The following is a 17,958-nucleotide window of genomic DNA, read 5'->3' as shown; positions in this document are numbered from 1 at the left end:
AAAAACATTTACCCAAAAGGGGCTATTTTCTCACTCCCAATATGAGTCAAAGCCTGAGACAGGAGACGGAGAATGAAAGTTTGTGGCGCTCGCCGTGTTCGGGTATACTACTTTCCCGTCCTGGTTATTCCATCGTTTCACCCTAACTTCTCAGGTTCAGCATGACAACGAACTATATTTTTGTGACCGGCGGGGTTGTATCCTCTCTGGGTAAAGGCATTGCCGCAGCCTCCCTCGCAGCCATTCTTGAAGCCCGTGGCCTCAATGTGACCATGATGAAGCTGGATCCGTACATCAACGTCGATCCAGGTACCATGAGCCCGATCCAGCACGGGGAAGTGTTCGTTACTGAAGACGGCGCCGAAACCGATCTGGACCTGGGTCACTACGAGCGCTTCATTCGCACCAAAATGACCCGTCGTAACAACTTCACGACTGGCCGTATCTACTCCGACGTTCTGCGCAAAGAGCGCCGTGGCGACTATCTGGGCGCCACCGTACAGGTTATCCCGCACATCACCAACGCCATCAAAGAGCGCATCATTGCCGGTGGTGAAGGTCACGACGTGGTGCTGGTTGAGATCGGCGGTACTGTCGGTGATATCGAATCCCTGCCGTTCCTTGAAGCCATTCGTCAGCTGGCGGTGGATATCGGTCGTGAACACGCGCTGTTCATGCACCTGACCCTGGTGCCATATATGGCTGCCGCAGGTGAAGTGAAAACTAAACCGACTCAGCACTCCGTTAAAGAGCTGCTCTCCATCGGTATTCAGCCTGATATCCTGGTTTGCCGCTCCGATCGTGCGGTACCGGCCAACGAACGTGCGAAAATTGCATTGTTCTGTAACGTGCCAGAAAAAGCCGTTATTTCAATGAAAGATGTCGATTCCATTTATAAAATCCCGGGCCTGTTGAAATCACAGGGTCTGGACGATTATATTTGTAAACGATTCAGCTTGAACTGTCCGGAAGCTAACCTGTCAGAATGGGAACAGGTTATTTATGAAGAAGCGAACCCGGCAGGCGAAGTGACTATCGGTATGGTCGGCAAGTACATTGAACTGCCGGACGCCTATAAGTCAGTTATCGAAGCGCTGAAACACGGTGGCCTGAAGAACCGCGTAACCGTCAACATCAAGCTGATTGATTCGCAGGATGTTGAAACCCGCGGTGTCGAAATTCTGAAAGATCTGGATGCTATTCTGATCCCTGGCGGCTTCGGCTACCGTGGCGTTGAAGGCAAGATCGCTACCGCACGCTATGCGCGTGAAAACAATATTCCTTACCTCGGCATTTGCCTGGGTATGCAGGTTGCGCTGATTGAATTTGCTCGCAACGTGGTGGGGATGGAAAACGCGAACTCTACGGAATTTGTGCCAGACTGTAAGTACCCTGTTGTGGCGCTTATCACCGAATGGCGCGACGAAGAAGGTAACGTTGAAGTCCGTACCGAGAAGAGCGATCTGGGTGGCACGATGCGTCTGGGTTCTCAGGCCTGTCAGCTTTCCGACGATAGCCTGGTACGTCAGATGTACGGCGCGCCGACAATTACTGAGCGCCACCGTCACCGTTATGAAGTCAACAACCTGCTGTTGAAACAAATTGAAGCTGCGGGTCTGCGTATTGCGGGCCGCTCCGGGGATGATCAGTTGGTCGAGATCATCGAAGTGCCGAACCACCCATGGTTCGTCGCATGTCAGTTCCACCCGGAATTTACTTCTACGCCGCGTGATGGACATCCGCTGTTTGCTGGCTTTGTGAAAGCCGCTAATGAGTTCCAGAAGCGTCAGGCGAAGTAAGAAAAGTTAGAACGGCAACGCGTACCAAAGGTACGCGTTGTTTGTCTGGAGTTTTAGTTTAACTTGTACTGAGGAAAATCTAATGTCCAAAATCGTTAAAGTCATCGGTCGTGAAATCATCGACTCCCGTGGTAACCCGACTGTTGAAGCCGAAGTACACCTGGAAGGTGGTTTCGTCGGTATGGCAGCTGCGCCGTCAGGTGCTTCTACTGGTTCCCGCGAAGCGCTGGAACTGCGCGATGGCGACAAATCCCGTTTCCTGGGCAAAGGCGTAACCAAAGCTGTTGGTGCGGTTAACGGTCCAATTGCACAGGCAATCCTTGGCAAAGACGCCAAAGACCAGGCTGGCATCGATAAAATCATGATCGATCTGGACGGTACTGAAAACAAATCTAACTTCGGTGCGAACGCAATCCTGGCTGTTTCCCTGGCGAACGCCAAAGCAGCAGCTGCTTCTAAAGGTCAGCCACTGTTCGAACACATCGCTGAACTGAACGGCACTCCAGGCAAATACTCTATGCCAGTTCCGATGATGAACATCATCAACGGCGGTGAGCACGCAGACAACAACGTTGATATTCAGGAATTCATGATTCAGCCAGTTGGCGCGAAAACCCTGAAAGAAGCGGTACGTATGGGTTCTGAAGTGTTCCACAACCTGGCTAAAGTTCTGAAAGCTAAAGGTATGAACACTGCAGTTGGTGACGAAGGTGGTTATGCACCTAACCTGGGTTCCAACGCCGAAGCACTGGCTGTAATCGCTGAAGCGGTTAAAGCAGCAGGCTACGAACTGGGCACCGACATCACTCTGGCGATGGACTGTGCAGCTTCTGAATTCTACAAAGACGGTAAATACGTTCTGGCTGGCGAAGGCAACAAAGCGTTCACCTCCGAAGAATTCACTCACTTCCTGGAAGACCTGACCAAACAGTACCCAATCGTCTCTATCGAAGACGGTCTGGACGAATCTGACTGGGATGGTTTCGCATACCAGACCAAAGTACTGGGCGACAAAATCCAGCTGGTTGGTGACGATCTGTTCGTAACCAACACCAAGATCCTGAAAGAAGGTATCGAGAAAGGCATCGTTAACTCCATCCTGATCAAATTCAACCAGATCGGTTCTCTGACCGAAACTCTGGCTGCGATCAAAATGGCGAAAGACGCTGGCTACACTGCCGTTATCTCTCACCGTTCAGGCGAAACTGAAGACGCTACCATCGCTGACCTGGCTGTTGGTACCGCTGCTGGCCAGATCAAAACCGGTTCTATGAGCCGTTCTGACCGTGTTGCTAAATACAACCAGCTGATTCGTATCGAAGAAGCGCTGGGCGAAAAAGCACCATACAACGGCCGTAAAGAGATCAAAGGTCAGTAATCCTGAACCCTAATCTTTAGAAAAACCCGCTTCGGCGGGTTTTTTTTTATCATCACACCGTCGGTACGCTACGACTTGTGCATACCGCCTGTTCAATAATTTCTGCAGCCCGTGGTGCCCCTCCGGCGTTTATCAGCTGAGTCTGGAGGGCGGTGATGCGCTGCGTGTACTGCTTATTTTCCAGCAGGTCGAGAAGATGCTGGCTGAGCGTGCGGCTCGGCGAAAAACGGCAGGCCTTAAGGCCAATGCCGCTGAAGACCACTCGGGCTGCGACGCCTGGCTGATCAAATGCCAGCGGCACGGCGAGGATAGGCGTGGCGGTGGCGATGGCATCCATAACCGTATTCAGTCCTGCGTGGGTAATGACGGCGCTGGCATCACGTAATACCGCCAGCTGATCGGCAAATCCTACAATTTGCGTTCCCGCACGCGCCAGCCGGGCGGTTTGACTTGCATTTAGTCCGTCGCAGTGGGCAATAAGCAAGGGCACACCAGCCTGTCGACAGGCGCGGGCAATCTTGCGGAACAGTCCATAGCGGTAGCCCTGGATCGTGCCTAATGACGCAAAAACAAACGGCTTCTTTTTGCCGGATGAAATCGTTGGTGGCTCGTAGCGTAGCGGGCCTACCGCATGGAAGCAGGCGGGCAAGGTACGTGGGAAATCAAAGCCTGGAATGGTCTGGCTGATTTGCGCCAACGGCGACAGGCATTGATCTGGTCTGCTGCGCGGAGGCAGACCAAACGCCCGGGCATGACGGGCAATTACCCGGCCTTGTCTCGACATCAGCCAGTCATAAACATCCGCGCTGGAGGCATATAATTTCCGGTAGCGCTCGCTTGTGCCATAGCGAAAAGGCATTACTGGCAGGGGGATGGTGTTATCCCGGTTTACCGGCAGGGCGCAGCAGACGGAGATAAAGGGCAGGTTGAGCGCTTGTGCAACCAGCCCTCCTGCCGGCTCCATCTGATCGACAATCACGGCGTCAATATTGTGCTGTCGGAAGGCGAGGGGCAGTTCACGGCACAGCATATCGGTAACGCTTGCCATACCTGATATCAGGTGAAAAAAACCCGGCTCTTGCATCGCAAACGGCGTCGGGTCACCCACAGCGATAAAGTGCGCCTGCGGTTCCGTGAGCAAGGTGCGGGCCTCTTCCTGCTGAAAAAAAGTGACCCGATGGCCACGCACGATAAGGTGTTTTGCCAGTGCTTCCATAGCGTGCATATGGCTGTATAACGGTAGCGTTATTACCGCAAAATGGCTCATTCTGCTTGTCCAGTATTCTGATGGCTACTCAGTCAAGGGGGTTAACGTCGACGCGTGCCGGATGGGCGATATCTTAAAAGCGTAGCGTAAATTTTAATGTTTTTAACATTCCCTTCTGACAACGGCTTCTACCTTAAGGCTGTTAGCCTGGCTATCCTTGAACTGACAGGAATAAAATCGTGGCCGGGGTTGTTTTGCCTGATTATGTGCGATCTGCAATAATGCCCACCCATAAATCTGACCAGAGATAACTATGCAGTACCCGATTAATGAAATGTTCCAGACCCTGCAAGGCGAGGGTTACTTCACCGGCGTTCCCGCTATCTTCATTCGTCTGCAGGGATGCCCGGTGGGTTGTGCCTGGTGTGATACCAAACATACCTGGGAAACGCTGGCGGATCGGGAAGTGTCACTGTTCAGCATTCTGGCCAAAACGAAAGAGAGCGATAAATGGGGCGCAGCAAACCCGGACGATCTGCTGGCGATTATTGGTCGTCAGGGCTGGACGGCGCGCCACGTGGTGATCACCGGCGGGGAACCCTGCATTCACGATCTCATGCCGCTAACCACCCTGCTGGAGAGCAACGGCTTTAGCTGCCAGATTGAGACCAGCGGTACGCACGAAGTACGCTGCTCCCACACCACCTGGGTGACGGTATCGCCAAAAGTGAATATGCGCGGCGGTTACGACGTGCTCTCTCAGGCGCTGGAGCGTGCCGATGAGATTAAACACCCGGTAGGCCGTGTGCGTGATATCGAAGCGCTGGATGAACTGCTGGTAACGCTGACTGATGACAAACAGCGGGTGATTGCGCTGCAACCCATCAGCCAGAAAGAAGATGCCACCCGTCTGTGCATTGAGACCTGTATTGCCCGTAACTGGCGTCTGTCGATGCAGACGCATAAATACCTGAATATTGCTTAAAAAAAAGCCCGGTTAAACCGGGCTTTTTTTTACTCGCCGCGATAAACGCAGCCAGCCGTACAAGTCTCTTTGATCATCACTGCGCTCAGCAGGGGCACCAGTGGCTTAATCTCATCCCAGATCCACTTCGCCAGCACTTCGCTGGTTGGATTCTCAAGCCCCGGAATATCATTCAGATAGTAGTGATCGAGGCGGTCATAGGTCGGTTTAAACGCGGCCTTCAACTCAGCAAAATCCATGATCCAACCGGTATGGGGATCGACTTCACCCGTGATCTCCAGGCGCACCATAAAGGAGTGCCCGTGCAGGCGACCACATTTATGGCCTTCCGGGACGTGAGGGAGATGGTGGGCGGCTTCGAAGATGAAATCTTTAAACAGTGTGGTGGACATCATGAACTCTCAAAAATGCGTAAAAAACCGCCGCATAATACCGGAAAGCACCTTTTTTATCATTACCTAAAACGGCCATTCACCCCCGGCTGGCTTTTCGTGGTTATCAAACCCATTTTTATCTTTTATTTTCATACGGTTAATTAATCGTTTTTATCGTTAAGAACGATAGCAAAAACAGGTTAGTCCATTTGGTTATTTATTATTTCCATCCTGTCTTTAATTGTTATGATCCGCGCCGTTAACCTTACACTCTGTTCTGTCTTTCAGATAAAAATTCAGCTTTGCTACTGGAACATAACGACGCATGACAACACAGGCCCCACCTTCAAATTTGCTTCCCCTGAACCCGGAGCAACTGGCACGCCTGCAGGCAGCCACCACTGATTTTTCGCCAACCCAGCTTGCCTGGGTCTCCGGTTATTTCTGGGGAATGCTCAATCAACAGCCGGGTGCTGTGGTGAGTGCTCCGGCTGCGGCCGTTGAGATCCCGGCCATTACGCTTATTTCCGCTTCGCAAACCGGCAATGCTCGTCGCGTGGCGGAAGCCCTGCGGGACGATCTGCTCGCGGCCAAACTGAACGTGAACCTGGTGAACGCCGGGGATTATAAATTTAAGCAAATCGCGTCAGAAAAACTGGTTGTCGTTGTGACCTCAACTCAGGGCGAAGGTGAGCCGCCTGAAGAAGCGGTTGCGCTGCATAAATTCCTGTTCTCGAAAAAAGCGCCAAAACTGTCGGGTACCGCCTTTGCGGTCTTTGGCTTGGGCGACTCCTCCTACGAATTCTTCTGCCAGTCGGGCAAAGATTTTGACAGCAAGCTGGCCGAACTGGGTGGCGAGCGCCTGCTGGATCGCGTTGATACCGACGTTGAATACCAGGCCGCGGCTGCCGAATGGCGTGCGCGCATTGTCGATGTGCTGAAAGCCCGTGTGCCGAAAGAGACCCCTGCGCAGGCCGCCATCACCGCCACTGGCGCGGTAAACGATATTCACACCAGCCCATATACCAAAGAAGCCCCGCTGACGGCGAGCCTCTCGGTTAACCAGAAAATTACCGGTCGCGACTCGGAAAAAGACGTGCGCCATATCGAAATCGATCTGGGTGACTCCGGTCTGCGTTACCAGCCGGGCGATGCCCTTGGTGTCTGGTATCAGAACGATCCGGCGCTGGTGAAAGAGCTGGTGGAGCTGCTGTGGCTGAAAGGTGACGAGCCGGTATCAGTAGACGGCAAAACTCTGCCGCTCTCTGAAGCGCTGCAGTGGCATTTTGAGCTGACCGTGAATACCGCGAATATCGTGGAAAACTACGCCACCCTGACCCGCAGCGAATCCCTGCTGCCGCTGGTGGGTGATAAAGCCAAACTGCAACAGTACGCCGCGACCACGCCAATCGTGGATATGGTGCGTTTTGCGCCAGCACAGCTGGACGCGAATGCGTTAATCGGCCTGCTGCGCCCGCTGACGCCGCGTCTGTACTCCATCGCCTCTGCCCAGGCCGAGGTGGAAAGCGAAGTCCACGTCACCGTGGGCGTGGTGCGTTACGATATCGAAGGTCGTGCCCGTGCCGGTGGTGCATCCAGCTTCCTGGCGGATCGTGTAGAAGAAGAGGGCGAAGTACGGGTCTTTATCGAGCACAACGACAACTTCCGTCTGCCTGCTAACCCGGAAACCCCGGTGATTATGATTGGCCCGGGCACCGGCATTGCGCCGTTCCGCGCCTTTATGCAGCAGCGCGCCGCCGACGAAGCGCCAGGCAAAAACTGGCTGTTCTTTGGCAACCCGCACTTCACCGAAGATTTCCTCTACCAGGTGGAGTGGCAGCGCTACGTGAAAGAAGGCGTGCTGAGCCGTATCGATCTGGCCTGGTCCCGCGATCAAAAACAAAAAATATACGTACAAGACAAACTGCGCGAACAGGGCGCAGAGCTGTGGCGCTGGATCAATGACGGTGCCCACATTTATGTCTGCGGCGACGCCAATCGCATGGCGAAAGACGTTGAGCAGGCGTTGCTGGAAGTGATTGCTGAATTCGGTGGTATGGATACTGAATCGGCGGATGAATTTTTAAGTGAGCTGCGCGTCGAGCGCCGTTATCAGCGAGATGTCTACTAATGAGCGAAAAACATCCTGGCCCTCTGGTGGTCGAAGGCAAACTGTCTGATGCCGAGCGCATGAAGGTTGAAAGCAACTATCTGCGCGGCACCATTGCCGAAGATTTAAATGACGGTCTGACCGGCGGTTTCAAAGGCGACAACTTCCTGCTGATCCGTTTCCACGGCATGTACCAGCAGGACGATCGCGATATTCGCGCCGAACGTGCTGAACAGAAGCTGGAGCCGCGTCATGCGATGCTGCTGCGCTGCCGTCTGCCGGGTGGCATCATCACCACCAAACAGTGGCAGGCGATCGACAAGTTCGCCCATGACAACACTATTTACGGCAGCATCCGTCTGACCAACCGTCAGACCTTCCAGTTCCACGGCATTCTGAAGAAGAACGTGAAGCCGGTACACCAGATGCTGCACTCCGTTGGGCTGGACGCCTTAGCGACCGCCAACGACATGAACCGTAACGTGCTCTGTACGTCGAACCCGTATGAGTCCGAACTGCATGCCGAAGCTTACGAGTGGGCGAAGAAGATCTCCGAGCATCTGCTGCCGCGTACCCGCGCCTATGCCGAGATCTGGCTGGATCAGGAAAAGGTCGCGACAACTGACGAAGAGCCAATCCTCGGCCAGACCTACCTGCCGCGTAAGTTCAAAACCACAGTGGTGATCCCGCCGCAGAACGATATCGATCTGCATGCCAACGACATGAACTTCGTGGCGATTGCCGAGAACGGCAAGCTGGTGGGCTTTAACCTGCTGGTTGGCGGCGGTCTCTCTATCGAACACGGTAACAAGAATACCTACGCCCGGACCGCGAGCGAGTTTGGTTATCTGCCGCTGGAGCACACCCTGGCGGTGGCCGAAGCGGTAGTGACCACCCAGCGCGACTGGGGCAACCGTACCGATCGTAAAAACGCAAAAACCAAATACACGCTGGAGCGCGTGGGCGTTGAGACCTTCAAAGCGGAAGTGGAGCGTCGCGCAGGCATCAAGTTTGAGCCGATCCGCCCGTACGAATTCACCGGTCGCGGCGATCGTATTGGCTGGGTAAAAGGTATCGACGATAAATGGCACCTGACGCTGTTTATTGAAAACGGTCGTATCCTGGATTATCCGGGTCGCCCGCTGAAAACCGGCCTGCTGGAAATTGCGAAGATCCACCAGGGCGAGTTTCGTATCACCGCCAACCAGAACCTGATCATTGCCGGCGTGCCGGAAAGCCAGAAAGCGAAGATCGAGAAGCTGGCGCGGGATCATGCCCTGATGGACGCAGTAAAACCGCAGCGTGAAAACTCGATGGCCTGTGTCTCTTTCCCGACCTGTCCGCTGGCGATGGCCGAAGCCGAGCGCTTCCTGCCGTCGTTCACCGACAAAGTGGAAGCGGTGCTGGAAAAACACGGCATTCCTGACGAGCATATCGTTATGCGCGTTACTGGTTGCCCGAACGGCTGTGGCCGCGCGATGCTGGCGGAGCTGGGTCTGGTGGGCAAAGCGCCAGGGCGTTACAACCTGCACCTGGGCGGGAATCGCAGCGGGACGCGCATTCCACGTATGTATCGCGAGAACATAACGGAATCAGAGATTCTGGTTTCGATCGACGAGTTGGTCGGGCGCTGGGCGAAAGAGCGCGAAGCGGGTGAAGGCTTCGGTGACTTTACGGTGCGTGCGGGCATCATTCGCCCGGTGCTCGATCCCGCAAGGGATTTCTGGGAGTAACTACGAGAGGTAATTATGTCCGTACTCGATCTAAACGCCCTTAACGAGCAGCCAAAAGTCGAGCGCATTCTGGCGCTGGCCGAAATCAATGCTCAGCTGGAAAAGCTGGACGCGGAAGGGCGTGTCGCCTGGGCGCTGGAAAACCTGCCTGGTGAATATGTGCTCTCCTCGAGCTTTGGTATCCAGGCGGCGGTCAGTTTGCATCTGGTGAATAAGATCCGTCCGGACATTCCGGTGATCCTCACCGACACCGGCTACCTGTTCCCGGAAACCTATCAGTTTATTGATGAGCTGACGGACAAGCTCAAGCTGAACCTCAAAGTCTACCGCGCCGAACAGAGCGCTGCCTGGCAGGAAGCACGCTATGGCAAGCTGTGGGAGCAGGGCGTGGAAGGCATTGAGAAATACAATGCGATCAACAAGGTCGAACCGATGAACCGGGCGCTCTCTGAGCTTAACGCAAAAACCTGGTTCGCCGGGTTGCGCCGCGATCAGTCAGGAAGCCGGGCGAGTTTGCCGGTGCTGGCGATCCAGCGCGGCGTGTTCAAAGTGCTGCCGATTATCGACTGGGACAACCGGACCGTTTATCAGTACCTGCAACAGCATGGCCTGAAATACCATCCCCTGTGGGATCAGGGCTATCTGTCGGTTGGCGATACCCATACCACCCGCAAATGGGAGCCGGGCATGGCGGAAGAAGAGACCCGCTTCTTTGGCCTCAAGCGCGAGTGTGGATTGCACGAAGGGTAATTGACGTGTTTCTCTCTAGCCCTTGCTGCCAGGCAAGGGCTTTTTATTGCAAGTTAATAGAAAATAACTTTTCTAAGTCTGTTTAAATCTAAAGTTACTCAATGTAATTAACGTTAAGCATTAATTCTCACTTCGGTTATTATCAGGCAGATTTATTTAATTAAATGATGTTAATTTTCTATGGCTGCTGTCTGGTGGCTCATGAATTATTGTCTTCTCCGCACCAGCCCGCATAAAGCTGAGAGCCAGTGCCAGGCGATCGGGCTTTTGTTTCCATCGAGGAGAGGCGGCGTACTGGCAAACAAAGGGTGCGTGTCAGCTGGCGCAAAAAAAGATTTAAGGGCGGATTAACCGCCCCTTTTTTTATGCTGTTACACGCTCGTTCCATGCGTCTGAGTGCTGAATGTTACCATCACAATAACGCCAGGTTATTTTTTCATAGCGCAATTGAATACCCTCATTATGATTATGTATCGCATGCGCTGGCTCTTTGCAGTTTTGCATTACAGGGGTGATGCTCACGATACGGACATTTTCAAGAAGCATGTTGAAATACTCCACTTCCTGGCCCGCGTCGTTGATCTTGTACCATTTGATCTCTGCGCTTTTAAGGGTCTGACCGGTGCTTACCGCCTTGTAGAGATACGGGCTGGAGCTATCAAACTCTTTTTCAATGACGAGCGGCGCATGTACGCGCGTGCCTGTTATTTTGCCGGTGTTGTTGTCGGTTGGTACTAAGAGACCGTGACTAAAAGAAAGCACCTCAATGCTCCCCTCTCGATTCTTTACATCAACAGATCCCTTAATGTGCGCGCCGCCGTCGTCTTTGAGCCATAAATAAGCAGGAATGGGCATTTTAAACTCCTTTTTGTGAAACGCTCATTAACTGATAAAAAGCGAAAGGGCGTGATACAAATTGTGTTATTTGTGACGGCTATTATTAGCTATAACAAATTGATTTATAGTATAAAAAGAATAATAAGTAGAGTTGATCCCGGACAGTACGCCGCGCCTTCCAGGCGTTTAATTTTTCCCTTTTCACAAAGGGAATATCAATATGGCTTGTATACCGATTTACCCGCCCCGTGGACTGGAAATACTGAAAGATCATATCAAACAGGCTCGCGCCCGACGCGAAGTTCAAAACATGGCCACGCCATTAACCTATATCTGGTTTTATCAGCGCGTAAGAAACCGCGGGCCGTGGGATTACAAACAGAAAAATAAGGTGTGGGAAAACTACGGTAATTTCCATTACGGGGCGGTTGGCTATGCAGCGGGTATCCCTGCCGAAATTTTACATACAGCCGCTGGCGCGGCCCAGGGGGTTGCAAAAACATCTGAGCCAGCATGGGGGAATTTCTTGCAGGGGCCACCGTTTGGGGATGACCCACACGATCAGTTTTGGATTAAGCAAGGCATAGACTATGTTAAACAGCACCACCTTTAAGGTCTTGCACTGGATCGCCACAATTCTAATGGCCCTGGTGATCGCTATTTATTGTTATTTCCAGCATGTCCAGCGCATAACAGTGCGGGATCAGCTCTACGAAGTGCGCCAGCTTACACCCCGCACCTGGCTCTACATCACACAATATAAAGACTCAAACATGACTACCGGTGAGGTGTATCGCTATTTTTTAGCGAGCAAGTTGGAGGGCGATCCGCTGGTGGCGCTTGAAAAACAGCATATCGCCCCTACGCTAACTGCGAACACCTCGCGCGCAAAAGTGGACGGTATCGGCAATAACGTCTCGTTTACTGTTTACGGTACTGTATATGACTTCATGTCGACTGCATTTTTTTATGATGCAGAAGGGATCGCCGTTTCGCCATCTATAGACCTCACCGCTCGCGGAGAAGGGTGGGACAGGGGTAAGTTCAGCCGATAAATCGTCTTCCCCGCCTTAGCGGGGATAACCCACGACTAATCTTACTCCGTATAAAAATAAACAGAAAAATGCCCAGGCACCGCTTGGGTGATGCACTTTATCAGGCTTTTTTCCCCGCTTTCGCCAGTTCCTTCACTAACGGCAGCATAATGCGCACCACGTCCCGGCTGCGGTGTTCAATCCGCTGCGGGAGGGCCTCGTCGATATGCTGCAGATTATCCAGCCTGACGTTATGCCAGCTCGATCCCTGTGGGAAGGCTTTTGATTTTGCCCGCTGCTGATAACCGTCTTTCTTACCTAATGACCAGTTGGTGGCCTCAACATACAGCACCGGGATCCCGGCTTTATCGAAAACTTCACCGTCATTACAGCATCCGGTGCCTTTCGGGTACGCGGCGTTACCTCCCGGGTTGGTCGCGGCAAAAATCCCGTGGGCGCGCGCAATAGCCAGCGCGCGATCACGGGTTAATTTACGCACCGGGGCAGGGGTGGTTTTTCCGCTGTTAAAATAGAGTTTATCGCCCACGATTAAGTTATCGAGGTTAATCACCAGCAGGGTATTTTTCTTCTCGGCCTGGCTCATGCGGTTGAGTACGTTCTCGGCGCCGAGGCGTCCCTCTTCTTCGCCGCTGGTGGCGATAAAGCGGATGCTGTACTGCGTTTGAATATCTTTCAGCTTATCGGCCAGCTCCAGCATCACCCCGACACCCGCAGCATTATCATCGATGCCCTGTAACGTCAGGCCGCCGAGATTGTTATCGGCATCGCTGTCGCTCATCGGCGCATACGTATCCAGATGCGCCAGGATAATAATTTGTTGTTCGGCTTTACCTTCATGGGCAGCAATCACGGTGCTGCCAGTCACGTTGTGCCAGTTTTTGCTCTGGTTACGTGAGGTATAGATATAGCGGCTCTGGAAGGTGCGGATATCGCTCTGGTAACCCATTTCAGCGAACTGCTGCCGCACATAATCAGCGGAGAGCATTTCGGCGGGGGTGCCGGTCATACGGCCCGGGAAAAAGGTGGCAATATGACGCGCCTGCATCGCGGCGATCTCACCCAGAGGGGGCGTTTTAGCCTGAACCGTTCCGATCAAGCAAACGCCGAGCGCCAAAGCAGCGATACGGTGGCGCATTGCGGAAAACATAGTGAGTCCTTAAAAAATCGAGCAAAATTTTAACGCGCTTAGTATGAAACTGTGATCGCGCTTACACAATTTGAATTGCTCTTAAATGCCCGTAATTACGCGTGTTAAGCACTTTTTGATATTTGCTTTTCCATAGCGTTATTCCATTGAGTAACTACTCATTCCAATTCGTAATTTCATTCGTTCTGAGCAGCCCCCTATAGTCCCACTATTCCAGGTTGTTAGCGAGTTGTAGCATTGTGGATTACCTTCCTTTATTTGCTGCCGTAAAAGACCGTCCGGTACTGGTGATCGGCACGGGCGAAATCGCCGAGCGCAAAATTGCCTTTTTACACCGGGCAGGCGCGCGCGTGCAGGTCGTTGCTGAAGCGGACTTTGATGAAGCGCAAATCGACAATGTGGTGCTGGTGATTGCCGCAACCGAAAACCGGGCGCTCAACCAGCGCATCTCTGATGCCGCCCACGCCCGTCACCGTCTGGTGAACGTGGTGGACGATCAGCCGCTGTGCTCTTTTATCTTCCCGTCGATTGTCGATCGCTCGCCGCTGCTGGTGGCAATCTCCTCCGGCGGCACAGCTCCTGTGCTGGCGCGCGTATTGCGGGAAAAAATTGAAGCACTGCTGCCAACCAGCCTGGGCCGGATGGCAGAAAAAGCCGGCTTCTGGCGTAACCATCTGAAAACCCGCCTGACCAGCGTGGCGGAACGCCGTCGCTTCTGGGAGCGCGTGTTTCGCGGCCGCTTTGCCAGCCTGATGCAGGCGGGTAATGAGACGGCGGCACAAAAAATCCTTGAAGACGAACTGGATAACCCGGGCAGCACCTGTGGCGAGATTATTCTCGTCGGGGCGGGGCCAGGGGATGCCGGATTACTGACGCTGCGTGGCCTGCAGGTACTCCAGGATGCGGATGTGGTGTTCTATGACCATCTGGTGACAGATGGCATACGTGAGCTGATTCGTCGTGACGCCGAGCAGATCTGCGTTGGCAAACGTGCGGGCCAGCACGCTGTGCCGCAGCATGAAACCAATCAGATGTTGATTGACGCGGCGAAAGCAGGTAAGACCGTGGTGCGTCTCAAAGGGGGCGATCCGTTTATCTTTGGCCGCGGCGGCGAAGAGCTACAGGCGGCAGCCGAAGCGGGCGTGCCGTTCCAGGTCGTACCAGGCATCACGGCGGCCTCCGCAGTGACGGCCTATGCCGGTATTCCGCTGACGCACCGGGATTATGCCCAGAGCGTCACCTTTGTCACCGGCCACTACAAGGCCGACAGTACACCGTTCGACTGGACGCATCTGGCGCAAAGCCGTCAGACGCTGGCGATCTACATGGGCACCATGAAGGCAGCGGAAATCAGTGAACAACTTATTCGCCACGGGCGTGATGCAAATACGCCTGTGGCGGTGATATCTCGCGGCACGCGCGTCGATCAGCACGTGGTGACCGGCACATTACAACACCTTGCAACCCTGGCGAAAGACGCCCCGATGCCCGCCCTGATTGTGGTGGGAGAGGTGGTGCAGCTGCACAGCACGCTCGCCTGGTTTCAACACACTACCGACACAGAAGGCTTTGGTTCTTCTGTAGTGACTTTGGCTTAAGGAACGGTTATGGACCAAAAACGACTGACTCACCTGCGGCAACTCGAAGCGGAAAGTATTCATATTATCCGTGAAGTGGCCGCCGAGTTCGCTAATCCGGTAATGATGTACTCCATCGGGAAAGACTCCAGCGTGATGCTCCACCTGGCGCGTAAAGCCTTCTACCCGGGCACGCTGCCATTCCCGCTGCTGCACGTGGATACGGGCTGGAAATTCCGCGAGATGTATGAGTTCCGTGACCGCACCGCCAAAGCCTACGGCTGTGAACTGCTGGTACATAAAAACCCGGAAGGGGTGGCGATGGGCATTAACCCGTTCGTGCACGGCAGCGGGAAACACACCGACATCATGAAGACCGAAGGGCTGAAGCAGGCGCTGAACAAATACGGCTTTGATGCCGCTTTTGGTGGCGCCCGCCGCGATGAAGAGAAATCCCGTGCCAAGGAGCGTATCTACTCCTTCCGCGACCGCTTCCATCGCTGGGATCCGAAGAACCAGCGACCGGAGCTGTGGCACAACTACAACGGCCAGATTAACAAAGGCGAAAGCATCCGCGTCTTCCCGCTCTCTAACTGGACCGAGCTGGATATCTGGCAGTACATCTATCTGGAAAATATCGAGATTGTGCCTCTGTACCTGGCGGCGGAACGTCCGGTGCTGGAGCGCGACGGTATGCTGATGATGGTGGATGACGATCGTATCGATCTGCAGCCTGGCGAAGTGATCAAAAAGCAGATGGTGCGCTTTCGTACCCTCGGCTGCTGGCCGCTGACCGGCGCGGTGGAATCCAGCGCGCAGACGCTGCCAGAGATCATTGAAGAGATGCTGGTGTCGACCACCAGCGAGCGACAAGGGCGCGTGATTGACCGCGACCAGGCAGGCTCGATGGAGCTGAAGAAACGTCAGGGTTATTTCTAAGGAGCCGCCATGAATACCACTATTGCTCAACAGATTGCGGATGAAGGCGGCGTAGAAGCCTACCTGCACGCACAACAGCATAAAAGCCTGCTACGTTTTCTGACCTGCGGCAGCGTTGATGACGGCAAAAGCACGCTCATTGGCCGACTGCTGCACGATACCCGTCAGATCTATGAAGATCAGCTCTCATCCCTGCATAACGACAGCAAACGTCACGGCACCCAGGGCGAGAAGCTCGATCTGGCTCTGCTGGTAGATGGCCTGCAGGCGGAGCGCGAGCAGGGCATCACTATCGACGTGGCCTATCGCTATTTCTCCACCGAGAAGCGCAAATTTATCATTGCCGACACCCCGGGGCACGAGCAGTACACCCGTAATATGGCGACCGGTGCCTCAACCTGCGATCTGGCAATCCTGTTAATGGATGCCCGTAAAGGGGTGCTGGATCAAACTCGTCGTCACAGCTTTATCTCCACCTTGCTGGGGATCAAACACCTGGTGGTGGCAGTCAACAAGATGGACCTGGTTAACTTCAGCGAAGAGACGTTTAACGAGATCCGCGAAAGCTATCTCACCTTTGCCGAACAGCTGCCGGGCAACCTCGACATTCGCTTCGTGCCGCTCTCGGCGCTGGAAGGGGATAACGTGGCCTCCCAGAGCGCCAGCATGCCGTGGTACAGCGGCCCGACGCTGCTGGAAGTGTTAGAGACGGTTGAGATCCAGCGCAGCGTTGAGACGCAGCCGATGCGTTTCCCGGTGCAGTACGTTAACCGTCCGAACCTCGATTTCCGCGGCTTCTCCGGCACCCTTGCCTCCGGCAGCGTCCAGGTGGGTCAGCGCGTAAAAGTGTTGCCGTCAGGCGTGGAGTCTGCGATTACCCGCATCGTGACTTTTGATGGCGATCTGCAGGAAGCCGGGGCAGGCGAAGCCGTCACTCTGGTGCTGAAAGACGAAATCGATATTAGCCGCGGCGACCTGCTGGTGGATGCACAGGAGACCTTGCCTGCGGTGCAAAGCGCCGCCATTGATGTGGTGTGGATGGCGGAACAGCCCCTCACCCCGGGCCAGAGCTACGATATCAAAATCGCCGGTAAGAAGACCCGCGCCCGTGTGGACGGCATTCACTATCAGGTGGATATCAACAATCTGGCGCAGCATAGCGTGGATGCGCTCCCGTTGAACGGCATTGGTCTGGTGGATTTCACTTTCGACGAACCGCTGGTGCTGGATCAGTATCAGCACAACCCGGTGACCGGGGGCTTAATCATTATCGATCGCCTGACCAACGTCACCGTGGGCGCTGGCATGGTGCGCGAGCCGCACGAACACGCGAGCGTGGTGCCGTCAGAATTCAGCGCCTTTGAACTGGAGCTGAACGCGCTGGTGCGCAAACACTTCCCGCACTGGGGCGCACGCGATCTGCTGGGAGGGAAGTAATGGCGCAGCATGATGAGAACGTCGTCTGGCATCCTCATCCGGTCACCGTAGCCGATCGCGAACAACTCCACGGTCACCGTGGGGTTGTGCTGTGGTTTACCGGGCTTTCTGGCTCCGGTAAATCCACCGTCGCAGGCGCACTGGAAGAGGCGCTGCATAAGTTAGGGGTCAGCACCTATCTGTTGGATGGCGACAATGTGCGTCACGGACTGTGCAGCGATTTGGGCTTTAGCGATGCGGATCGTAAAGAGAACATCCGTCGGGTGGGCGAAGTGGCCAGCCTGATGGCCGATGCCGGGCTGGTGGTGTTAACGGCGTTTATTTCGCCGCACCGTGCCGAGCGGCAGTTCGTGCGCGAGCGCGTCGGCCAGAACCGCTTTATCGAAGTCTTTGTTGATACCCCGCTGGCGATCTGCGAGCAGCGCGATCCGAAAGGGCTGTATAAAAAAGCCCGAGCGGGTGAATTGAAAAATTTCACCGGTATTGACGCAGTTTATGAAACCCCTGATGCGCCCGAAATTCATCTGGAAGGCCAACAATTGGTAACAAATTTAGTGAGCCAATTATTAGACCTGCTCAGACAGGGCGATATTATCAGATCCTGAGATAGTATCGATGGGGGGTGATCCC

General features: G+C 54.2%; 16 protein-coding genes. 12 read left to right on the top strand and 4 right to left on the bottom strand.

Translation table 11 applies throughout. From position 1 onward, the window contains the following. Positions 1-161: 161 nt before the first annotated feature. Positions 162-1,799 carry a glutamine hydrolyzing CTP synthase gene (pyrG, locus tag ABIE02_RS13755; RefSeq protein WP_032613682.1) on the top strand — a complete coding sequence of 546 codons (1,638 nt, stop codon included), beginning with the start codon at positions 162-164 and terminating at the stop codon, positions 1,797-1,799. A gap of 82 nt (positions 1,800-1,881) precedes the next feature. After that, positions 1,882-3,177, top strand: coding sequence for a phosphopyruvate hydratase (eno, locus tag ABIE02_RS13750; RefSeq protein ID WP_032613680.1), 1,296 nt, complete (start codon positions 1,882-1,884; stop codon positions 3,175-3,177). Between the two features lie 52 nt (positions 3,178-3,229). On the opposite strand, the gene ABIE02_RS13745 is transcribed toward eno, so the two are convergent. Beyond that, positions 3,230-4,444 (bottom strand): glycosyltransferase, encoded by a 1,215-nt coding sequence (locus ABIE02_RS13745; protein ID WP_336995075.1) that lies wholly within the window; start codon positions 4,442-4,444, stop codon positions 3,230-3,232. A 253-nt stretch (positions 4,445-4,697) separates the two neighbouring features. Here ABIE02_RS13745 and queE point away from each other — a divergent pair, with 253 nt between their 5' ends. Continuing rightward, positions 4,698-5,369, top strand: a complete 672-nt coding sequence (gene queE, locus ABIE02_RS13740; protein WP_032613676.1) for a 7-carboxy-7-deazaguanine synthase QueE — start codon at positions 4,698-4,700, stop codon at positions 5,367-5,369. Positions 5,370-5,398: 29 nt separating this feature from the next. Here the strand turns inward: queE and queD are convergent, their stop codons facing one another. Further along, positions 5,399-5,764, bottom strand: a complete 366-nt coding sequence (gene queD, locus ABIE02_RS13735; RefSeq protein WP_164530011.1) for a 6-carboxytetrahydropterin synthase QueD — start codon at positions 5,762-5,764, stop codon at positions 5,399-5,401. Between the two features lie 304 nt (positions 5,765-6,068). On the opposite strand from queD, the gene cysJ reads away from it, so the two are divergent. Genes cysJ through cysH form a run of 3 tightly spaced genes read left to right on the top strand, consistent with a single transcriptional unit; the run spans position 6,069 to position 10,336 of the window. Beyond that, positions 6,069-7,874, top strand: a complete 1,806-nt coding sequence (cysJ, locus tag ABIE02_RS13730) for an NADPH-dependent assimilatory sulfite reductase flavoprotein subunit (protein ID WP_032613663.1) — start codon at positions 6,069-6,071, stop codon at positions 7,872-7,874. Next, complete coding sequence (gene cysI, locus ABIE02_RS13725) at positions 7,874-9,586, top strand: assimilatory sulfite reductase (NADPH) hemoprotein subunit (protein ID WP_032613661.1); 1,713 nt, start codon at positions 7,874-7,876, stop codon at positions 9,584-9,586. The genes cysJ and cysI overlap by 1 nt, the downstream gene beginning before the upstream one ends. A gap of 15 nt (positions 9,587-9,601) precedes the next feature. Next, positions 9,602-10,336 (top strand): phosphoadenosine phosphosulfate reductase, encoded by a 735-nt coding sequence (cysH, locus tag ABIE02_RS13720; protein WP_130588269.1) that lies wholly within the window; start codon positions 9,602-9,604, stop codon positions 10,334-10,336. A gap of 363 nt (positions 10,337-10,699) precedes the next feature. Here cysH and ABIE02_RS13715 read toward each other — a convergent pair whose 3' ends face one another. Beyond that, positions 10,700-11,191 carry an Hcp family type VI secretion system effector gene (locus tag ABIE02_RS13715; protein WP_032613656.1) on the bottom strand — a complete coding sequence of 164 codons (492 nt, stop codon included), beginning with the start codon at positions 11,189-11,191 and terminating at the stop codon, positions 10,700-10,702. Positions 11,192-11,393: 202 nt separating this feature from the next. Here ABIE02_RS13715 and ABIE02_RS13710 point away from each other — a divergent pair, with 202 nt between their 5' ends. Continuing rightward, positions 11,394-11,786, top strand: a complete 393-nt coding sequence (locus ABIE02_RS13710) for a polymorphic toxin type 44 domain-containing protein (RefSeq protein WP_130588271.1) — start codon at positions 11,394-11,396, stop codon at positions 11,784-11,786. Next, positions 11,764-12,228 (top strand): hypothetical protein, encoded by a 465-nt coding sequence (locus ABIE02_RS13705; protein ID WP_059307290.1) that lies wholly within the window; start codon positions 11,764-11,766, stop codon positions 12,226-12,228. Before ABIE02_RS13710 ends, ABIE02_RS13705 begins: the two co-directional genes overlap by 23 nt. 100 nt (positions 12,229-12,328) lie before the next feature. Here the strand turns inward: ABIE02_RS13705 and ABIE02_RS13700 are convergent, their stop codons facing one another. Further along, positions 12,329-13,375 carry an aminopeptidase gene (locus ABIE02_RS13700; protein ID WP_032613649.1) on the bottom strand — a complete coding sequence of 349 codons (1,047 nt, stop codon included), beginning with the start codon at positions 13,373-13,375 and terminating at the stop codon, positions 12,329-12,331. Between the two features lie 239 nt (positions 13,376-13,614). Here ABIE02_RS13700 and cysG point away from each other — a divergent pair, with 239 nt between their 5' ends. From cysG to cysC, 4 genes are read left to right on the top strand one after another with little or no spacing between them, the layout of a single operon-like run. Further along, positions 13,615-14,973, top strand: a complete 1,359-nt coding sequence (gene cysG / locus ABIE02_RS13695) for a siroheme synthase CysG (RefSeq protein ID WP_032613647.1) — start codon at positions 13,615-13,617, stop codon at positions 14,971-14,973. A 9-nt stretch (positions 14,974-14,982) separates the two neighbouring features. After that, positions 14,983-15,891 (top strand): sulfate adenylyltransferase subunit CysD, encoded by a 909-nt coding sequence (gene cysD, locus ABIE02_RS13690; protein WP_032613645.1) that lies wholly within the window; start codon positions 14,983-14,985, stop codon positions 15,889-15,891. 9 nt (positions 15,892-15,900) lie between these two features. Beyond that, entirely contained in the window at positions 15,901-17,328 is a 1,428-nt protein-coding gene (gene cysN, locus ABIE02_RS13685; protein WP_336995074.1) for a sulfate adenylyltransferase subunit CysN, read from the top strand. Continuing rightward, positions 17,328-17,933 (top strand): adenylyl-sulfate kinase, encoded by a 606-nt coding sequence (gene cysC, locus ABIE02_RS13680; protein WP_032613641.1) that lies wholly within the window; start codon positions 17,328-17,330, stop codon positions 17,931-17,933. Before cysN ends, cysC begins: the two co-directional genes overlap by 1 nt. The last annotated feature ends 25 nt before the right edge of the window (positions 17,934-17,958 follow it).

Origin of the sequence: Leclercia sp. 1548 (assembly GCF_050435045.1) — a bacterium.
In the GTDB taxonomy this organism is placed as follows: Bacteria; Pseudomonadota; Gammaproteobacteria; order Enterobacterales; family Enterobacteriaceae; genus Enterobacter; species Enterobacter adecarboxylatus.
The sequence above is the reverse complement of the archived record's forward strand: the minus strand, read 5'-3'. Positions and strand labels throughout refer to the sequence as shown.

Excerpts from the sequence above, each read along its gene's own strand:
- queD (WP_164530011.1), bottom strand. The coding sequence starts at position 5,764 with ATGATGTCCACCACACTGTTTAAAGATTTCATCTTCGAAGCCGCCCAC.
- queE (WP_032613676.1), top strand. The coding sequence starts at position 4,698 with ATGCAGTACCCGATTAATGAAATGTTCCAGACCCTGCAAGGCGAGGGT.
- cysJ (WP_032613663.1), top strand. The coding sequence starts at position 6,069 with ATGACAACACAGGCCCCACCTTCAAATTTGCTTCCCCTGAACCCGGAG.
- ABIE02_RS13715 (WP_032613656.1), bottom strand. The coding sequence starts at position 11,191 with ATGCCCATTCCTGCTTATTTATGGCTCAAAGACGACGGCGGCGCGCAC.
- ABIE02_RS13745 (WP_336995075.1), bottom strand. The coding sequence starts at position 4,444 with ATGAGCCATTTTGCGGTAATAACGCTACCGTTATACAGCCATATGCAC.
- ABIE02_RS13710 (WP_130588271.1), top strand. The coding sequence starts at position 11,394 with ATGGCTTGTATACCGATTTACCCGCCCCGTGGACTGGAAATACTGAAA.
- pyrG (WP_032613682.1), top strand. The coding sequence starts at position 162 with ATGACAACGAACTATATTTTTGTGACCGGCGGGGTTGTATCCTCTCTG.
- cysH (WP_130588269.1), top strand. The coding sequence starts at position 9,602 with ATGTCCGTACTCGATCTAAACGCCCTTAACGAGCAGCCAAAAGTCGAG.
- ABIE02_RS13705 (WP_059307290.1), top strand. The coding sequence starts at position 11,764 with ATGTTAAACAGCACCACCTTTAAGGTCTTGCACTGGATCGCCACAATT.
- cysN (WP_336995074.1), top strand. The coding sequence starts at position 15,901 with ATGAATACCACTATTGCTCAACAGATTGCGGATGAAGGCGGCGTAGAA.
- cysD (WP_032613645.1), top strand. The coding sequence starts at position 14,983 with ATGGACCAAAAACGACTGACTCACCTGCGGCAACTCGAAGCGGAAAGT.
- eno (WP_032613680.1), top strand. The coding sequence starts at position 1,882 with ATGTCCAAAATCGTTAAAGTCATCGGTCGTGAAATCATCGACTCCCGT.
- cysC (WP_032613641.1), top strand. The coding sequence starts at position 17,328 with ATGGCGCAGCATGATGAGAACGTCGTCTGGCATCCTCATCCGGTCACC.
- cysI (WP_032613661.1), top strand. The coding sequence starts at position 7,874 with ATGAGCGAAAAACATCCTGGCCCTCTGGTGGTCGAAGGCAAACTGTCT.
- ABIE02_RS13700 (WP_032613649.1), bottom strand. The coding sequence starts at position 13,375 with ATGTTTTCCGCAATGCGCCACCGTATCGCTGCTTTGGCGCTCGGCGTT.